Source organism: Thauera butanivorans, assembly GCF_048398245.1.
GTDB classification, from domain to species: domain Bacteria; phylum Pseudomonadota; class Gammaproteobacteria; order Burkholderiales; family Rhodocyclaceae; genus Thauera; species Thauera butanivorans.
Window position 1 is genome coordinate 3,380,537 of sequence record NZ_CP183038.1, and the last position, 15,672, is coordinate 3,396,208.

Sequence of the window (15,672 nt, forward strand, 5' to 3'; positions counted from 1 at the left end):
TGTCGTTCTCCGATCAGGCGTGAGCAGCCGCGGGTGCGAGCACCGGCGCTTCATAGGCCTTCTGGCCGGCGATGGTCTTCACCATGTTGTAGAACATGATCAGCATACCGGCGAGGAACAGCACACCGCCGATGAAGCGGATGGTCCAGAACGGATAGCTGGCCTTGACGCTCTCGACGAAGGAATAAGTCAGCGTGCCGTCGGCGTTGGTGGCACGCCACATCAGCCCCTGCATCACGCCCGAGATCCACATCGAAGCGATGTAGAGCACGATGCCGATGGTGGCGATCCAGAAGTGCGCGTTGATCAGCTTGACGCTGTACATCTCGGTCTTGCCGTACATGCGCGGCAGCAGGAAGTAGATCGAGCCGATCGAGATCATCGCCACCCAGCCCAGCGCGCCCGAGTGCACGTGGCCGACGGTCCAGTCGGTGTAGTGCGACAGCGCATTCACGGTCTTGATCGACATCATCGGGCCTTCGAAGGTCGACATGCCGTAGAACGACAGCGCGGTGATCAGGAACTTCAGGATCGGATCGGTACGCAGCTTGTGCCAGGCGCCCGACAGAGTCATGACGCCGTTGATCATGCCGCCCCAGGACGGTGCCAGCAGGATCAGCGAGAACACCATGCCGACGGACTGGGTCCAGTCGGGCAGCGCGGTGTAGTGCAGATGGTGCGGGCCGGCCCACATGTAGGTGAAGATCAGCGCCCAGAAGTGCACCACGGACAGGCGGTAGGAATACACCGGACGGTCGGCCTGCTTCGGCACGAAGTAGTACATCATGCCCAGGAAGCCCGCGGTCAGGAAGAAGCCCACCGCATTGTGGCCGTACCACCACTGGACCATCGCGTCCTGCACGCCGGCATAGGCGGAGTAGGACTTCATGCTGGTCATCGAGATGGGAATCGCGGCGCTATTGACGATGTGCAACAGCGCGACGGTGAGGATGAAGCCGCCGAAGAACCAGTTCGCGACGTAGATGTGCGAGACCTTGCGCTTGGCGATGGTGCCGAAGAACACGATTGCGTAGGACACCCAGACGATCGCGATCAGGATGTCGATCGGCCACTCGAGTTCGGCATATTCCTTCGAGCTGGTGTAGCCGAGCGGCAGGGTGATCACGGCCAGCAGGATGACCAGTTGCCAGCCCCAGAAGGTGAAGGCGGCCAGGCCCGGCGCGAACAGCCGGGTATGACAGGTTCGCTGCACCACGTAATAGGACGTGGCGAACAGCGCGCAACCGCCGAATGCGAAGATCACGCCATTGGTATGAAGCGGACGGAGCCTGCCGAAATGCAGGAATTCGTGAACGTTCAGTTCAGGCCACACGAGCTGTGCCGCGGCGATGACGCCGACCAGCATGCCCACGATGCCCCACACCACCGTCATGATGGCGAACTGACGCACGACTTTATAGTTATAAGTCGCTTGCGATTGCATGTGAGTCACCTCTTAGTTGAAAACCCTTTCTTGAGCCACGCCACCCGACCGGATGCGCACGCCCCAAATGCCGGGACGAAGGATACGCAGGGATCGAGACCTCAATTTGATACAGATCAACATTGTATTGCAGTGTGTCAGCAGGAGGAAGCCGAGCGGCGTATTCACGCTGGCTGCAGACACCGTTCTGCAGGTGGAGGCAAGATTCGCAGGCGAAAAAAAAGGGTGCGAATCAACGCACCCCCAACCCCAACAGAGAGACAAAAAATCCTGTTTCGGACCGCTGCCGCGCAGTCGCTTGAAACCCTTGAGACGAAGTGTGCCGCAACGGGCAAAAGCCAAGTTGACATAGGTCAACCCGCAGGCATTTCCTTCAGGGCTCCCGCTCCTTCGCCGCTTCCCCATCCTTGCGCTCCGGAGCCTCGTCGCCCTGGGGAAGTTCATCGCGATCGTCGAGCAGCAGGCGATAGGCCGGGCCCTCCAGGTCATCGTACTGGCCGTTGCGCAGGGACCACCAGAACAATCCTCCGATGACGAACACCAGCACCACGGAGAGCGGGATGAGGAGATACAGGCTTGCTTCCATGTCGGGGTTCGTCCATTCCCTTATTTGCCGGTGCGCGGCACGCGCTGCAGGCGCATCGCGTTCAACACCACCAGCAGCGAGCTGCCGGCCATGCCGACACCGGCCATCCAGGGCGTGACCAGGCCCAGCATCGCCAGCGGCACCGAAGTGAAGTTGTAGGCGAAGGACCACCACAGATTCTGGCGGATGATCCGCAGCGTCTTGCGCGCAAGCAGCACCGCCTGCCCGAGGCTGCCGAGGTTTTCGTTGAGCAGCACGATGTCGGCCTGGTTGCGGGCCAGTTCCGTGCCGCCGCCCATCGCCACCGAGACGTGGGCCTGGGCCAGCACCGGCGCATCGTTGACGCCGTCGCCGACCATCGCCACCACCGCCGTCGGCGTCTTCTGCAGGCCGGCGATCCAGGCCTGCTTGCCTTGCGGACTCATGCCGCCATGCGCTTCGGCAATGCCCAGTTCATCCGCGACCGCGGCAACCGCACGCGGTGCGTCGCCGGACAGCACGCCGAGCTCGATGTCGTCCTCGGCAAGCTGCCGCACCAGGGGGCCGGCCCCGGCACGCAGCGTATCGGCCAGCCTGAACAATCCCTGCCAGCCCGCGGCGGAAGCCAGCGCCACCACCGTTCCGCCGCGCTCGGCGAAGGTTTCGAGCACGGTGGGCGGCGTCAGCCCGGCAGCCTCGGCGACGTACTGGGGGCGGCCGATCCAGAATGCCTCGCCATTCATGACCCCCTGCATGCCCTGCCCCGTCTCGGCACGCAGCGCGTGCACCGCCGGCAGCGCCATGTCCTGCGCCGCCTCGCGCAGGCCGGCGGCCACCGGATGTTCGGAGCCCTGTTCGATCGCCGCGGCCAGCGCGGTCAGTTCGGCTGCATTCCGCCCGCCGAGCGGCAGGACCTCGTCCAGCCGCATACGCCCGTGGGTCAGCGTGCCGGTCTTGTCGAACACGAAGTGCGTGGCATTGGCCAGCGTTTCGATGGCATGGCCGCGCGTGACCAGCACGCCCATGCGCGCCATGGCGTCGGTGCCCACGGTGAGCGCGGTCGGCGTGGCCAGCGACAGGGCGCACGGGCAGGCAACCACCAGCACCGACACGAACACCCACAAGGCCCGTTCGCTGTCGATGAAATACCACGCGATCCCGGTCAGGCTGGCCAGCGCCAGCAGCGTCACGATGAACCACTCCGCCACCTTGTCGGACTGCGTCGCGACGCGCGGCTTCTCCGTCGCCGCACGCTCCATCAGCCGGCGGATGGCCGCCAGCCGCGTCTCGTCGCCGACATGCTCGACGCGGAACAGCAGCGGCGACGACACGTTGATGCTGCCGCCGGTCAGCAGATCGCCGGCCCGCTTGGCGACGGGCAGGCTCTCTCCGGTCAGCAAGGCCTCGTTGACGTCGCCCACGCCCTCGACGACGACGCCATCGGCCGGGATCACTTCACCCGGGCGGACCCGCAGCACGTCGCCCGCCGCCAGTTGCGACGCCGGCACGCGCTCGGCGACGAGCTGTTCGGGCCAGCCCGCCAGCCGCTCGGCGAAGGACGGCAGCACCTTGCCCAGTTCCTCGACGCCGCGCACCGCCTTCTGGCGCGCCACCATCTCCAGGTAGCGCCCGCCCAGCAGGAAGAACACGAACATCGTCACCGAGTCGAAATACACTTCCGGCCCATCGGTCAGTGTCGCCCACAGGCTGGCAAGGAAGGCGCTGCCCACGCCCACCGCGACCGGCACGTCCATGCCCAGCCGGCGCAGGCGGATGTCGCGCACCGCACGCTGGAAGAAGGGCGCCGCCGAATACAGCACCACCGGCAGGGTCAGCAGCAGGCTGGCCCAGCGCATCAGCAGCTCCATGTTCCAGCTCATGTCGCCCTCGCCCGCCACATAGACGGGGAAGGCGTACATCATGACCTGCATCATGCCGAAACCGGCGACGAACACCCGCCACAGCATCGAGCGGCGCTCGCGGTCGGCGATCTGCTCGGAACGCTCGGCATCATAGGGATAGGCGCGGTAGCCGATCGCCTGGATGGCGCCGAGAATGTCGGAAAGCTTGATCCTGCGCTCGTCCCAGCGCACCCGCACACGCCGCGTCGCATAGTTGATCTCGACCGCGGACACGCCTTCCTGGCGGGCGACGTGCTTCTCGTTCAGCCACACGCAGGCGGCACAGGTGATGCCTTCCAGGATCAGCGACGCTTCGCGCTCGTGCTCGCCCACCGGGCGGACGAAACTCTTCTGGAAATCCGGATGGTCGAACAGCCCGAGTTCCTGCAACTCGACCGGCATCGCCTCGCGCCGCGTCTCGGGCATTGCATCGCGGTGGCGATAGTAGTCCACCAGGCCATTGTCGACGATGGAGCGGGCAACGGCCTCGCAGCCGACACAGCACATCCGCCTGTCGCGGCCATCGATGCGAACATAGTGCTGCGTTTCGGGCGGGATGGGCAGGCCGCAGTGATAGCAGTCGGCCTCCTGGGCCTGGGCTGCGGCGACGGACGACGAGTCGACAGGGGGAGAAACGGCAGAAGGGTCGGCAGCGGTCATCGGCAACAGCAATGTGAAGCCGCCTCTGAAGGACACATCCTTCAGAGGCGGTCGAAACGGGGCGGCCCGTCGGGATGACCCGTTTTTAGCACATTTCCCCCTGCCCGGCCATTGCACGGCCGCGCGCTGCGGCGGTGCGCCGCAGCGCAGGCGGGGGAGCTCACCCGATGCTCACTTTGCCGCCATGCGAATGGCACCGTCGAGGCGGATCACCTCGCCGTTCAGGTAGGCGTTCTCGATGATGTGGCGCACCAGCCCGGCGAACTCGGCCGGCTTGCCGAGACGCGACGGGAAAGGAACCATCTTGCCCAGCGAATCCTGCACTTCCTGGGGCATCCCCATCAGCATCGGCGTTTCCATGATGCCCGGCGCGATCGCCATGACCCGGATACCGAAGCGCGACAGCTCGCGCGCCACCGGCAGCGTCAACCCGACCACGCCGGCCTTGGACGAGGCATAGCCTGCCTGCCCGATCTGCCCGTCGAACGCGGCAACCGACGCCGTGTTGACGATCACGCCCCGCTCGCCACCGGCGTCCGCCTCGGCCTTGCTCATGACGTCGGCCGCCAGCCGGATCATGTTGAAGGTGCCGATCAGGTTGATCGACACGGTACGGGCGAACGAATCCAGCCGATGCGGCGCCTCGCGGCCGACGACTTTTTCGGCCGGCGCCACGCCGGCGCAGTTGATGAGGCCGTTCAGGCCGCCGAAGCCCGACACCGCACGATCGATCGCCGCCTTGCCGCTCGCCTCGTCGGTGACGTCGGTGGCGACGAAGGCCGCGGCAGCACCCAGTTCGGTGGCCAGCGCCTCTCCCGCCTCGCGATTGACATCGGCCAGCACGACCCTGCCCCCCGCACCCACCAGCATGCGCGCCGTCGCGGCACCCAGGCCCGAGCCGCCGCCGGTCACAACGAATACACCGTTTTCGATCTGCATCGCCAACCTCCCCGTCTGTAGACTGATATATCTGAACCTCAGCCTGCAAACATAGTTCACGTTGACGTTAACGTCAATAACAACCGACCCTCCGCCCTGGCCCGCCCCTCCCCGCCGGACGGCCCCAAGGCGCCATCTGCGCTCAGACCCGGCTCACGACCTCATCGCGCAGGCGGCTTCGGCTGCCGAGCACCCAGACGACGAACATCGCCAGTACCAACCCCTCGATCAGCATCGCCCGCTGTGCGCCGACCTGTGCCGCCAGCAAGCCGGCAAGCAGACCGCCGATGGCGTCGAAACCGAAGCGCGTCGAACTGAAGAAGGACACGACCCGCCCCCGCAGATGGTCGGGCGCCAGGGTCTGCAACAGCATGTTGGTGGCGACGTTGCCGATCGAGATGCCCAGGCCCAGCATGCCCATGGCCAGCAGCGAGACGGGCAGGAAACGGTTGTACGAGAACACCAGCAGGCCCAGCGCACCGATCGCCGCGCCGCTGAGGATCACCTCCACCAGGCCGGGCAGGTGCTTGCGCGTGGCAAGGAACACCGTGCCGAGGAAGGCGCCCGCGCCGGCCGCCCCCCACAGCATGCCGAGCATGCGCGCATCGCCAGCGAAGACATCCTTCGCGAACACCGGCAACAATACCGCATAGCTCGATGCCGTCAGGTTCGTCATCGCCAGCGTGAGGATCAGCGTCCGGATCGCATACGTACTCCAAACATATGCCAGGCCTTCGCGGAACACCGAGGCCGTGCTGCCGCTCGCGCGCGGCGATGGCGCCACGCGAATCCGCCACACGCCGAAGGCCAGCGCGGCAAACGACAGGGCATTGAGCGCAAAGCAGAATGCCTCCGAAGTCAGCCCGAGCAGCAGTCCGGCCAGCGGCGGCCCGAGAAAACGCCCCGAATTGAAGGCCATCGCATTCAGCGCCAGGGCATTCGGCAGATCGGCCCGGTTGCCGACGAAGCTGTTGATCTGCGACTGCCGCAGCGGCGTATCGAAGGCATTCAACCCCCCCAGCAGCACCGACATCGCGACCAGCAGGTCCGGTCCGACCAGTTCGAACCGGGTCAGCACTGCCAGCGACAGGGCCTGCAGCGCCAGCAAGCCCTGCACCAGGATCAGCAGCCGGCGCTTGTCGTGGCGGTCGATCCAGGCCCCCGCCAGGGGGGCCACCACCAGCATCGGCACCAGCGCGGCAAACGTGGTGATGCCGAGCAGCGCCACCGACCCGGTCAGCCGATAGACCAGCCACGACATCGCCACCTGCTGTATCCAGGTGCCGAGGATCGATACCACCTGCCCCAGGAAGTAATAGCGGAAGTTGCGGTGCCCCAGCGCGCGGATCGGGCCGGGCAAGGCGCTGCGTACCCCAGAGGAATCAGCCTGCATGCCCGGCTCCACCCATGTGAGCCCCGACGACGACCATCACCATGCCCTTCCTTTTCTGCACGCAGGCCGCGCGCCGCAGCGACAGGCCCCCGCGGCCGGAACCGGAAAAGCAAAAAGGCCAGCCCCGAAGGAATGGCCTTTTTGCTTGATTCTGGTGCCGGCAAGAGGAGTCGAACCCCCGACCTTCGCATTACGAATGCGCTGCTCTACCAACTGAGCTATGCCGGCTGAGGGCGCGGACTATAGCCCATTGCCACGGCAGTTTCAAGCAAAGCCCGATTTTTGATTCCGAGTTCGCAAAATCGATGAAAAAAACTTTTTCGCCCATGTTCATTTTTTTGGTCGCCTGCACTACACTTCGCCCCCATTCGGGGCAGGAGGAGACACGCTCCAATCAGAACGCGACGCCGGGGGCATGCCCCCGGCAGCCGCGCCAACGCTGCCGCATGCCGGCGCCCGCACCTGAACCTCCCGTCTTTCCGCTCATCCCGCCATGGCCGGCCTCGACCTCTTCGAAATCGCCCTCATCGGCATTGCCGCATTTGCTGCCGGTGCGGTGAACTCGGTCGCCGGCGGCGGCACCTTCTTCTCGTTCCCGGCGCTGCTCGCGGTCGGCGTACCGCCGGTCATCGCCAATGCCAGCAACGCGGTCGCGCTGTGGCCAGGCAGCCTTGCCGGCGCCTGGGCCTTCCGCCGCGAACTCAAGCGCTTCTCGAAGAGCCTGCCGATGCTGTCGGTCGTCGCCTTCATCGGCGGCATCGCCGGCGGCCTGCTGCTGCTGGCGACGTCTAACGAATCCTTCTCCCGGCTGATTCCGTGGCTGCTTCTGGCCGCCACGGTGCTGTTCGCCTTCAGCAACCAGATCTCTGCACTGGTCAAGCGCTGGAAACCCACGCCCGCCGGAACGGATGAACACCACATCGGCCCGGGCGGCTTCGCTTTCCAGCTGGTGGTGTCGATCTACGGCGGCTTCTTCGGCGCCGGCATGGGCATCCTGATGATCGCCGCGCTCGCCATCCAGGGCTTCAAGGACGTGCTCGAGATCAACGCGCTGAAGAACTGGCTGTCGGCCATCATCTACAGCGTGGCGGTGCTCACCTTCGTCATCGCCGGCGCGGTGTCGTGGCCGCACACCATCATCATGATCCTGACCGGCACCGTCGGCGGCTACTGGGGCGCGGCCGTTGCCCGCAAGGTCCCGGCGATCTGGCTGCGGCGCTTCATCATCGGCGTCGGCAGCGTACTGACGGTCTATTACTTCGGCAAGGCGCTCTGAAAGCATGCTTGCCGGCCTGCTCGCCGCGCTCGGCGCCGGCCTGCTATGGGGGCTGGTGTTCCTCGCCCCGCTGGTGCTGGGCGAATACCCGGGTTTCATGCTCGCCGTGGGCCGCTACCTCGCCTTCGGCGTCCTCGCGCTCGGCCTGGCCTGGTTCGACCGCCACGCCCTCGGCCGCCTGAGCCGCGCCGACTGGATCGAGGCCGCCAGACTGGCACTGGTCGGCAACCTGCTCTACTACGCCACCCTGGCCACCGCCATCCAGCTTGCCGGCGCGCCGCTGCCCACGCTGATCATCGGCACGCTGCCGGTGGTGATCGCCGTGTGCGCCAACCTCGCCGACCGCGGCGGCGGGGACGCCGTACGCTGGTCGCGGCTGCTGCTGCCGCTGGTACTGATCCTGGCCGGGCTGCTGGTCGTGCATGGCGACAGCGGTGGCGGAGCCGACGCCAGCCTGCACACGGATACCCTGCCGGGACTCGCCTTTGCCGTCCTGGCCCTTGCCTGCTGGACCTGGTATCCGATCCGCAACAGTCGCTGGCTGCGCGCACGCGGTCCGGGCCTGTCGCGCCCCTGGGCCACCGCCCAGGGGCTCGCGACCTTGCCGATCGCGCTGCTGGCCGGCATCGGCTACGCGGCATGGAACGAGCTGGTGCCCGGCAGCAGCTTCGACTGGCCGCTGGGCCCGCGGCCGGCACTCTTCGCCGGCATGTGCCTGCTGCTCGGTCTCGCCGCCTCCTGGCTCGGCACCTTGCTGTGGAACAAGGCCAGCCACCTGCTGCCCGCCGCCCTGGTGGGCCAGATGATCGTGTTCGAAACGCTCGCAGCCCTGCTCTATGCCTTCATCTGGTACCAGCGCTGGCCCACGCTGGCGGAGGCAGCCGGCATCGCGCTGCTGGTGGCGGGCGTCAGTTTTGGCGTGCGGGTGTTCCGCCGTGGCCAGGACGGGCGGGCTGAAGGCTGAGTGCGCGGCCCTCGCCGCTTGCCAGCATTCGACCGCCGCCCTGCCAGCCTTTATCATCGACCCCCGCGCCGCCACGCATCCCTTCAGCTCGAGGCTCTTCGCCAGCCCGCCACCCCAAGACCATGGACCTCCTCACCCAGATCATCCTCGAGGCTGGCCGCTCCGCGGTGGAGCTGGCGCTGTTCGTGCTGCTGCCCATCATGGTCGTGATGCTGTCGCTGATGCGCCTGCTCGAAGCACGCGGCATGCTCGACTGGCTCGTCGCCCGGCTCGCCCCGCTGCTGCGGCCGGCCGGCCTGACCGGGCTGGGGGTGTTCGCCGCCGTGCAGATCAACTTCGTCAGCTTCGCCGCGCCGATCGCGACGCTGACGATGATGGAAAGTCGCGGCGCCTCGGACCGCCACCTCGCTGCCACGCTGGCGCTGGTGATGGCGATGGCGCAGGCCAACGTCACCTTCCCGATGGCCGCGATGGGCCTGTCCTTCGGGCCGGCGCTGCTGCTATCGCTGGCGGGCGGCATCGTCGCCGCGGCAGTGACCTACCATGGCTTCGGCCGCCGCCTGTCGGCAAGCGAAGCGAAGCTCGACGAAACCCTGCACCACCGCGTCGCCGACGATGCCAAGGGCGTGCTCGACGTCATCAACCGTGCCGGCGCCGAAGCCTTCAAGATTTCCGTCGGCTCGATCCCGATGCTGGTGCTGGCACTGGTGGCCGTGATGGCGCTGCGCGCCAGCGGCACGATCGACGCGCTGACCGGCGCGCTGACGCCAGTGCTGAATTTCCTCGGCATCGATCCCGCGCTGATCCTGCTGACCCTGACCAAGTGCATCGCCGGCGGCACGGCGATGATGGGCGTGATGGACGAGATGCTGAAATCCGGCGCGGCCAGCGTGGCCACCCTCAATGCCAGTGCCGGCTTCCTGATCCACCCGCTGGACGTGGCCGGCGTCGCCGTCCTGATCTCGGCCGGGCCACGCGTGGCCCGGGTATGGAAACCCGCCGCGCTGGGCGCTGTCTGCGGCATCGCGCTGCGCACTGCGGGCCATGCGCTGCTGCCGGCATAGGCCCCCCCTTTTCCACCCCCACCCTCCGCCACATTCACGAATCCCATGATCGCAGCCCTTACCCTGCTACTCGTGTTCCAGCTCGCCGGCGAAGTCATCGCACGCGGGCTCGGCCTGCCGGTGCCCGGCCCGGTGATCGGCATGGCACTGCTCTTCCTCGCCCTGCTGCTGCGCGGCGGGCCGGGCGAAAACCTGCGCCAGTCCGCCGGCAAGCTGTTGCAGCACCTGTCCTTGCTGTTCATCCCCGGCGGCACCGGCATCGTGCTCTATGGCGACCTGATCGCGGCCGAATGGCTGCCGCTGGCCGCCGCGCTGGTCGGCAGCACCTTCCTTGCCATCGTCGTCACCGCGCTGGTGCTCGACGCGCTGATCAAGCGGCGCAAGGCCGGCGGGAGCGCACAACCATGACCCCCCGCCTGACCGAACTCTGGGTCTACCTGTCGGCCTCGCCGCTGCTGGGCCTGACGCTGACGCTGGTCGCCTACCAGGCCGCCTTCTGGCTGTACAAGCGTGCCGGCTACCACCCCCTCGCCAACCCGGTGATGCTCGCGATCATGATGGTGGCCACGGTGCTGGCCCTGAGCGGCATGGACTATGGCGCCTATTTCGACGGTGCCCAGTTCGTGCATTTCCTGCTCGGCCCGGCAACGGTGGCGCTCGCCATCCCGCTCTACGCCCAGTGGCCGCGCCTGAAGGCGATGGCCGGGCCGCTGATGATCGCGCTGGCGGTCGGTTCGCTGACGGCCGCACTGTCGGCCTATGGCATCGGCGCCCTGCTCGGTGCCAGCCAGCCTTCGCTGATGTCGCTCGCGCCCAAGAGCGTGACCATGCCGATCGCGATGGCGGTGGCGGAGCCGCTCGGCGGCCTGCCGGCGCTGGCCGCGGCGCTGGTGATGCTGACCGGCGTGCTCGGTGCCGTCTGCGCCCCCTATCTCTACCGCTGGCTGCGCATCGACGACTACGCCGTCCGCGGCTTTGCCATCGGCCTGGCATCGCACGGCATCGGCACTGCACGGGCCTTCCAGGTCAGCGAGCAGGCGGGCGCCTTCGCCGCGCTGGCGATGGGACTGAACGGTCTCCTCACCGCGCTGTCCCTGCCCTGGATCATGCCCTGGCTGGAGCGGTTGCTCGGTCGCTGAGCTTCCCCTCCACGCCTGGCGCCGTAACGAATCGATGCCGAGGACGCACGCTTGCTGACCGCCTTCCAGCGCTGGATAGACCGCAACATTCTCGAACTCGGCCGTGAAATGCGGCTCTCCTACCTGCCGCCGCTGATGGTGTATTGCGCGGCAGGCGTATCGACCTTGACCGCCATCGTCGGCACCTTCTTCGTCAAGGACCATCTCGGCCTGTCGGCGGCCTTCCTCGCCGCGCTTGCCTTCTGGGCCTACATTCCGTGGTCGCTGAAAATGCCGATCGGCCACCTGGTCGACCTGCTGTGGCGCTACAAGGCCGGGCTGGTCTATCTGGGCGCCGCGCTGATCGCCGTCAGCCTGCTGATCATGATCGGCCTCGTCGGCAAGCCGGACGCGATGCGCGCGGTGATGCCTGCCGAAGCCTGGTTCGTGCTGTCCACGCTGCTGTCGCCGGTCGGCTACGTGCTGCAGGATGCGGTCGCCGACGCGATGACGGTCGAAGCCGTGCCGCGCGTCGATGAGCACGGCCGGCCGATCGATGCCGGCACCGTGCGCCTGATGCACACCACCATGCAGATGCTGGGCCGCGTCGCCATCATCGGTGGCTCGGTGCTGGTGTCGCTGGTCAATGTGGCGATGTTCCAGGGTTCGGAGAATCTGTCCGAAACCGACAAGGCCGCCATCTACCTGCGCATCTACGAACTGGCGCTCGTCATCCCGCTGCTGTCGGTCAGCGGCGTGGTGCTGGCGGGCGTTCTCAAGCGCCGCGAAGCACGCCGGCTGGCCGCACGCGGGCACAGCTCCGCCGACATCGAGCGCATGCTTCATGCGCCGGAAGAAAAAACCCAGGCCAACTGGTGGATCCTGGGCAGCAGCGCGGCCTTCGTCGCCCTGAGCATCGGCGTCGGCCTGTCCGGCTTCGCCTATGCGCAGGAAATCATCTTCGCCACCTCCTTCGCCATCATCGGTTTCATGATCCACCGGCTGCTGCGCGAACTCTCGCCCGAGGCCGCGCGCACGCTGCTCGGCACCATCATCGTCATCTTCGCCTTCCGCGCGCTGCCGCTGCCCGGTGCCGGCATGACCTGGTGGATGATCGACGAACTCGGTTTCGACCAGAGCTTCCTGTCCCGCCTCGACCTGCTCGTCAGCACCCTGACGCTGGCCGGCCTGTTCCTGTTCCGCCGCTTCATGGCGGAAAAGACCATCGTCGACATCGTCATCTTCCTGACGCTCGCCTCGACCCTGCTGTCGCTGCCCGCCATCGGCATGTTCCACGGCCTGCACGAATGGACTGCCGCCCATACCGGCGGCGTGGTGGACGCGCGCTTCATCGCGCTCGCCAACACCGCGCTCGAATCGCCGCTCGGCCAAGTCTCGATGGTGCCGATGCTGGCGTGGATCGCCAATTCCGCGCCGTCCCACCTGAAGGCGACCTTCTTCGCCGTGATGGCTTCCTTCACCAACCTGGCGCTGTCGGCCTCGCAACTCGGCACCAAGTACCTGAACCAGATCTTCACCATCACCCGCGAGGTGAAGGACGCCGCCACCGGTATCGTCGCCACGCCCGCCGACTACGGCCACCTGGGCGCCCTGCTCGTCACCGTGACCCTGGTCGGCCTGCTGCTGCCACTCGGCGCCATCCTGCTGACGCGGCTGCTGGGGCTGCGCAGCGCCTGAGCCGGCAGCAAGCCTGCTACGGCCGCCGGCGCGCCGACAAGGCGCAGAAGCGCCTCAAGGTATCGAGGGCGAATTCGCGCTCGTCCTCGTCGAGCGCGCACAACTGCATGGCAAGCCGGGGCACGTCGCCAGACAGGCCCGGCGGGCGCCCCGTTCCGCCCGCCGGCTGCCAGGTCACGCGTTGACCTTTCGCATTGTCTTCCGCGCCGGGCTGGCGGACACTTGAGGCCATTCCACAACCCTGGAGGCCCACGATGACACCCAGCTCGGTACACGACATCCGCAACCTCGCCCTGTTCGGCCATGCCGGCTGCGGCAAGACCACGCTGATCGAGACCCTCCTCGCCGCCGCGGGCGAGATCGGTACGGCCGGCAGCGTCGAGCGCGGCGACACCGTGTCGGACTTCGACCCGCAGGAAAAGGCCATGGGCCACTCGCTGCATGCGGCGCTGGTGCATCTGGAATGGGCCGGACACTGGATCAACCTGCTCGACACCCCGGGCCTGCCCGATCTCGCCGGCCGCGCGCTGGTCGCGCTGCCGGCGGTCGACACCGCCGCGGTGGTCATCGATGCCGCCGCCGGCGTGGAAAGCGTCGCCCGTCGCATGATGGCAGCGGCGCAGGGCAAATGCCGCATGATCGTGGTGAACAAGATCGACGCCGGCGGCGTCGACTTCGGCGCGCTGATGGAAGCGATCGTCGCCGAATTCGGCCGCGAATGCCTGCCGATCAACCTGCCATCGAGCGACGGCGGCCGCGTCATCGACTGCTTCTTCGCCCCGCAGAACGACGCCGCCACCGCCTTCTCCAGCGTCGGCGCGGCCCATGACGCGATCGTCGACCAGATCGTCGAGCTCGACGAAGAGCTGATGGCGAAGTACCTGGAACAGGGCGAATCGCTCGACCCCGAACAGTTGCACGCGCCTTTCGAACAGGCCTTGCGCGAAGGCCATCTGGTGCCGGTGTGCTTCGTCTCCGCCCGCAGCCGCGCCGGCGTGCGCGAATTGCTCGACATCCTCGGCAAGCTCGCGCCCGATCCCACCGAGGGCAATCCGCCGGCCTTCCTGAAAGGCGAAGGCGCCAATGCCGAGCCGGTCGCGGTGCTGCCCGAGGCCGACCGCCATGTGGTCGCGCACGTGTTCCAGATCGCCAACGACCCCTATCGCGGCAAGCTGGGGTTGTTCCGCGTCCATCAGGGCAGGGTCACGCCCAGTTCGCAGCTTTTCGTCGGCGACGGCCGCAAGCCCTTCAAGGTCGCCCACCTGCTGCGCATGCAGGGCAGGACCGCGGTGGAGACCGCACTCGCGGTGCCCGGCGACCTGTGCGCAGTGGCGCGCGTCGACGAGTTGGCGCGCGACGCGGTGCTGCACGACTCGCACGACGAGGACTTCTTCCATCTCGCCCCCACCGCCTATCCGCAGCCGGTGTTCGGCCTCGCGCTGATGACGCGCAAGCCGGCCGACGAGCAGAAGCTGTCCGAGGCGCTGGCCCGGCTCACCGAGGAAGACCCCTGCCTCGAGGTGAGCTTCGACCACCGCAACCGCCGCACCGTGGTGCGCGGCCTGGGCGAGCAGCACCTGAAGATCGTGCTCGACGAGTTGGCGGCGCGCTGGAACCTGCAGCTCGATACCGCGCCGCCCAGCATTCCCTACCGCGAGACCATCAGCGTGGCCGCCGAGGCGCGCTACCGCCACAAGAAGCAGAGCGGCGGCGCCGGCCAGTTCGGCGAAGTCGCGCTGCGCGTCGAGCCGCTGGAGCGCGGCGCCGGCATCGAACTGGCGGACGAGGTCAAGGGCGGCGCGATTCCGACCCACTTCATGCCGGCGGTGGAGAAAGGCGTGCGCCAGGCGCTGGCCGAAGGCGCTTATGCCGGCTTCCCGCTCCAGGATCTGCGCGTGGTGGTCACCGACGGCAAGCATCACGCGGTGGACTCGAACGAAATCTCCTTCGTCACCGCGGCCCGCCATGCGCTGATCGAAGCGGTGCTGGCGGCCAGGCCGCAAGTGCTGGAGCCGCTGCTCGACGTGCAGGTGAAGGTGGCCGATGCCCGCTTCGGCGACGTCAGCGCCGAGCTGGCCGGGCGCCGCGGCCGCCTGACCAGCACCGACAGCCCGACGGCGGGCTGGACGCTGATCTCGGCCCGCGTGCCGATGGCCAGCCTGGACGGCTTCGAAAGCCGGCTGAAATCCATCTGCGCCGGCGAAAGCGAGTTCATGCTCAGCGCCGGCGGCTACGAGGCGGCGCCGGTCGAGATCCAGAGCCAGTTGGCGCAGGCCCACGCCGGCAACGGGAACGGCAATGGCGGCAACGGCGCACACTGACACGGGACGAAGCGCGACCCCTCGCCGCCGGCCGGGCCGGCGGCGAGGCCGTGACCGGATATGAGGACGGAACTGAGCACGGCGCAACGCGCCTACTGGCGCCGCAACCTGCTGCTGACCTGCGGGCTGCTGGCGGTGTGGTTCGGCGTGACCTTCGTCGCCGGCTATTTCGCCGACGAGCTCAACGCCATCCACTTCCTCGGCTTTCCGCTGGGCTTCTACATCCTCGCCCAGGGATCGCTGGTGGTCTATCTGCTGATCATCATGGTGTATGTGATCGTGATGGGCCGCCTCGACCGGCGCTACGGCGTCGGCGAACGCCCGTAGCG

At 67.4% G+C, this 15,672-nt stretch carries 14 protein-coding genes and 1 tRNA gene; 8 read left to right on the top strand and 7 right to left on the bottom strand.

Annotation, left to right across the window (positions count from 1 at the left end):
* Positions 1-13: 13 nt before the first annotated feature.
* The 6 genes from ccoN to ACNQFN_RS16410 all read right to left on the bottom strand — a co-directional run bounded on the left by ccoN (position 14) and on the right by ACNQFN_RS16410 (position 7,130).
* Positions 14-1,444: a cytochrome-c oxidase, cbb3-type subunit I gene (ccoN, locus tag ACNQFN_RS16385; protein WP_068636174.1), complete on the bottom strand. Its 1,431-nt coding sequence runs from the start codon at positions 1,442-1,444 to the stop codon at positions 14-16.
* A 373-nt stretch (positions 1,445-1,817) separates the two neighbouring features.
* Complete coding sequence (gene ccoS, locus ACNQFN_RS16390) at positions 1,818-2,030, bottom strand: cbb3-type cytochrome oxidase assembly protein CcoS (protein WP_418647009.1); 213 nt, start codon at positions 2,028-2,030, stop codon at positions 1,818-1,820.
* 20 nt (positions 2,031-2,050) lie between these two features.
* Complete coding sequence (locus ACNQFN_RS16395) at positions 2,051-4,570, bottom strand: heavy metal translocating P-type ATPase (protein ID WP_068636214.1); 2,520 nt, start codon at positions 4,568-4,570, stop codon at positions 2,051-2,053.
* Between the two features lie 171 nt (positions 4,571-4,741).
* On the bottom strand, positions 4,742-5,509 hold the full coding sequence (locus ACNQFN_RS16400; protein WP_068636172.1) for a 3-hydroxyacyl-CoA dehydrogenase: 768 nt from the start codon (positions 5,507-5,509) through the stop codon (positions 4,742-4,744).
* A 142-nt stretch (positions 5,510-5,651) separates the two neighbouring features.
* On the bottom strand, positions 5,652-6,902 hold the full coding sequence (locus ACNQFN_RS16405; RefSeq protein ID WP_068636171.1) for an MFS transporter: 1,251 nt from the start codon (positions 6,900-6,902) through the stop codon (positions 5,652-5,654).
* Positions 6,903-7,054: 152 nt separating this feature from the next.
* A tRNA-Thr gene (locus ACNQFN_RS16410) sits at positions 7,055-7,130 on the bottom strand.
* 265 nt (positions 7,131-7,395) lie between these two features.
* Here ACNQFN_RS16410 and ACNQFN_RS16415 point away from each other — a divergent pair.
* From ACNQFN_RS16415 to ACNQFN_RS16440, 6 genes are all read left to right on the top strand, one after another.
* Positions 7,396-8,178, top strand: a complete 783-nt coding sequence (locus ACNQFN_RS16415) for a sulfite exporter TauE/SafE family protein (RefSeq protein ID WP_068636170.1) — start codon at positions 7,396-7,398, stop codon at positions 8,176-8,178.
* Positions 8,179-8,182: 4 nt separating this feature from the next.
* Positions 8,183-9,142 (top strand): DMT family transporter, encoded by a 960-nt coding sequence (locus tag ACNQFN_RS16420; protein ID WP_068636169.1) that lies wholly within the window; start codon positions 8,183-8,185, stop codon positions 9,140-9,142.
* A 122-nt stretch (positions 9,143-9,264) separates the two neighbouring features.
* Entirely contained in the window at positions 9,265-10,206 is a 942-nt protein-coding gene (locus ACNQFN_RS16425) for a nucleoside recognition family protein (RefSeq protein WP_068636168.1), read from the top strand.
* Between the two features lie 45 nt (positions 10,207-10,251).
* A complete protein-coding gene (locus ACNQFN_RS16430) occupies positions 10,252-10,614 on the top strand; it encodes a CidA/LrgA family protein (RefSeq protein WP_068636167.1) in 363 nt (120 codons plus the stop codon).
* Positions 10,611-11,345 carry an LrgB family protein gene (locus ACNQFN_RS16435; protein WP_068636166.1) on the top strand — a complete coding sequence of 245 codons (735 nt, stop codon included), beginning with the start codon at positions 10,611-10,613 and terminating at the stop codon, positions 11,343-11,345. Before ACNQFN_RS16430 ends, ACNQFN_RS16435 begins: the two co-directional genes overlap by 4 nt.
* 51 nt (positions 11,346-11,396) lie before the next feature.
* Positions 11,397-13,022 carry a hypothetical protein gene (locus tag ACNQFN_RS16440; protein WP_418647010.1) on the top strand — a complete coding sequence of 542 codons (1,626 nt, stop codon included), beginning with the start codon at positions 11,397-11,399 and terminating at the stop codon, positions 13,020-13,022.
* Positions 13,023-13,038: 16 nt separating this feature from the next.
* Here the strand turns inward: ACNQFN_RS16440 and ACNQFN_RS16445 are convergent, their stop codons facing one another.
* A complete protein-coding gene (locus tag ACNQFN_RS16445) occupies positions 13,039-13,254 on the bottom strand; it encodes a hypothetical protein (protein ID WP_418647011.1) in 216 nt (71 codons plus the stop codon).
* A gap of 22 nt (positions 13,255-13,276) precedes the next feature.
* On the opposite strand from ACNQFN_RS16445, the gene fusA reads away from it, so the two are divergent.
* Positions 13,277-15,343 (top strand): elongation factor G, encoded by a 2,067-nt coding sequence (gene fusA, locus ACNQFN_RS16450; RefSeq protein ID WP_418647012.1) that lies wholly within the window; start codon positions 13,277-13,279, stop codon positions 15,341-15,343.
* Between the two features lie 60 nt (positions 15,344-15,403).
* Positions 15,404-15,670 carry a DUF4212 domain-containing protein gene (locus ACNQFN_RS16455; protein WP_418647013.1) on the top strand — a complete coding sequence of 89 codons (267 nt, stop codon included), beginning with the start codon at positions 15,404-15,406 and terminating at the stop codon, positions 15,668-15,670.
* Positions 15,671-15,672: the final 2 nt, after the last annotated feature.

Bases quoted from the DNA above. Each gene is read 5' to 3' on its own strand.
- ACNQFN_RS16445 (WP_418647011.1), bottom strand. From the start codon at position 13,254: ATGGCCTCAAGTGTCCGCCAGCCCGGCGCGGAAGACAATGCGAAAGGT.
- ccoS (WP_418647009.1), bottom strand. From the start codon at position 2,030: ATGGAAGCAAGCCTGTATCTCCTCATCCCGCTCTCCGTGGTGCTGGTG.
- ACNQFN_RS16425 (WP_068636168.1), top strand. From the start codon at position 9,265: ATGGACCTCCTCACCCAGATCATCCTCGAGGCTGGCCGCTCCGCGGTG.
- ACNQFN_RS16430 (WP_068636167.1), top strand. From the start codon at position 10,252: ATGATCGCAGCCCTTACCCTGCTACTCGTGTTCCAGCTCGCCGGCGAA.
- ACNQFN_RS16405 (WP_068636171.1), bottom strand. From the start codon at position 6,902: ATGCAGGCTGATTCCTCTGGGGTACGCAGCGCCTTGCCCGGCCCGATC.
- ACNQFN_RS16415 (WP_068636170.1), top strand. From the start codon at position 7,396: ATGGCCGGCCTCGACCTCTTCGAAATCGCCCTCATCGGCATTGCCGCA.
- ACNQFN_RS16435 (WP_068636166.1), top strand. From the start codon at position 10,611: ATGACCCCCCGCCTGACCGAACTCTGGGTCTACCTGTCGGCCTCGCCG.
- ACNQFN_RS16420 (WP_068636169.1), top strand. From the start codon at position 8,183: ATGCTTGCCGGCCTGCTCGCCGCGCTCGGCGCCGGCCTGCTATGGGGG.
- ACNQFN_RS16455 (WP_418647013.1), top strand. From the start codon at position 15,404: ATGAGGACGGAACTGAGCACGGCGCAACGCGCCTACTGGCGCCGCAAC.
- fusA (WP_418647012.1), top strand. From the start codon at position 13,277: ATGACACCCAGCTCGGTACACGACATCCGCAACCTCGCCCTGTTCGGC.
- ccoN (WP_068636174.1), bottom strand. From the start codon at position 1,444: ATGCAATCGCAAGCGACTTATAACTATAAAGTCGTGCGTCAGTTCGCC.
- ACNQFN_RS16400 (WP_068636172.1), bottom strand. From the start codon at position 5,509: ATGCAGATCGAAAACGGTGTATTCGTTGTGACCGGCGGCGGCTCGGGC.
- ACNQFN_RS16395 (WP_068636214.1), bottom strand. From the start codon at position 4,570: ATGACCGCTGCCGACCCTTCTGCCGTTTCTCCCCCTGTCGACTCGTCG.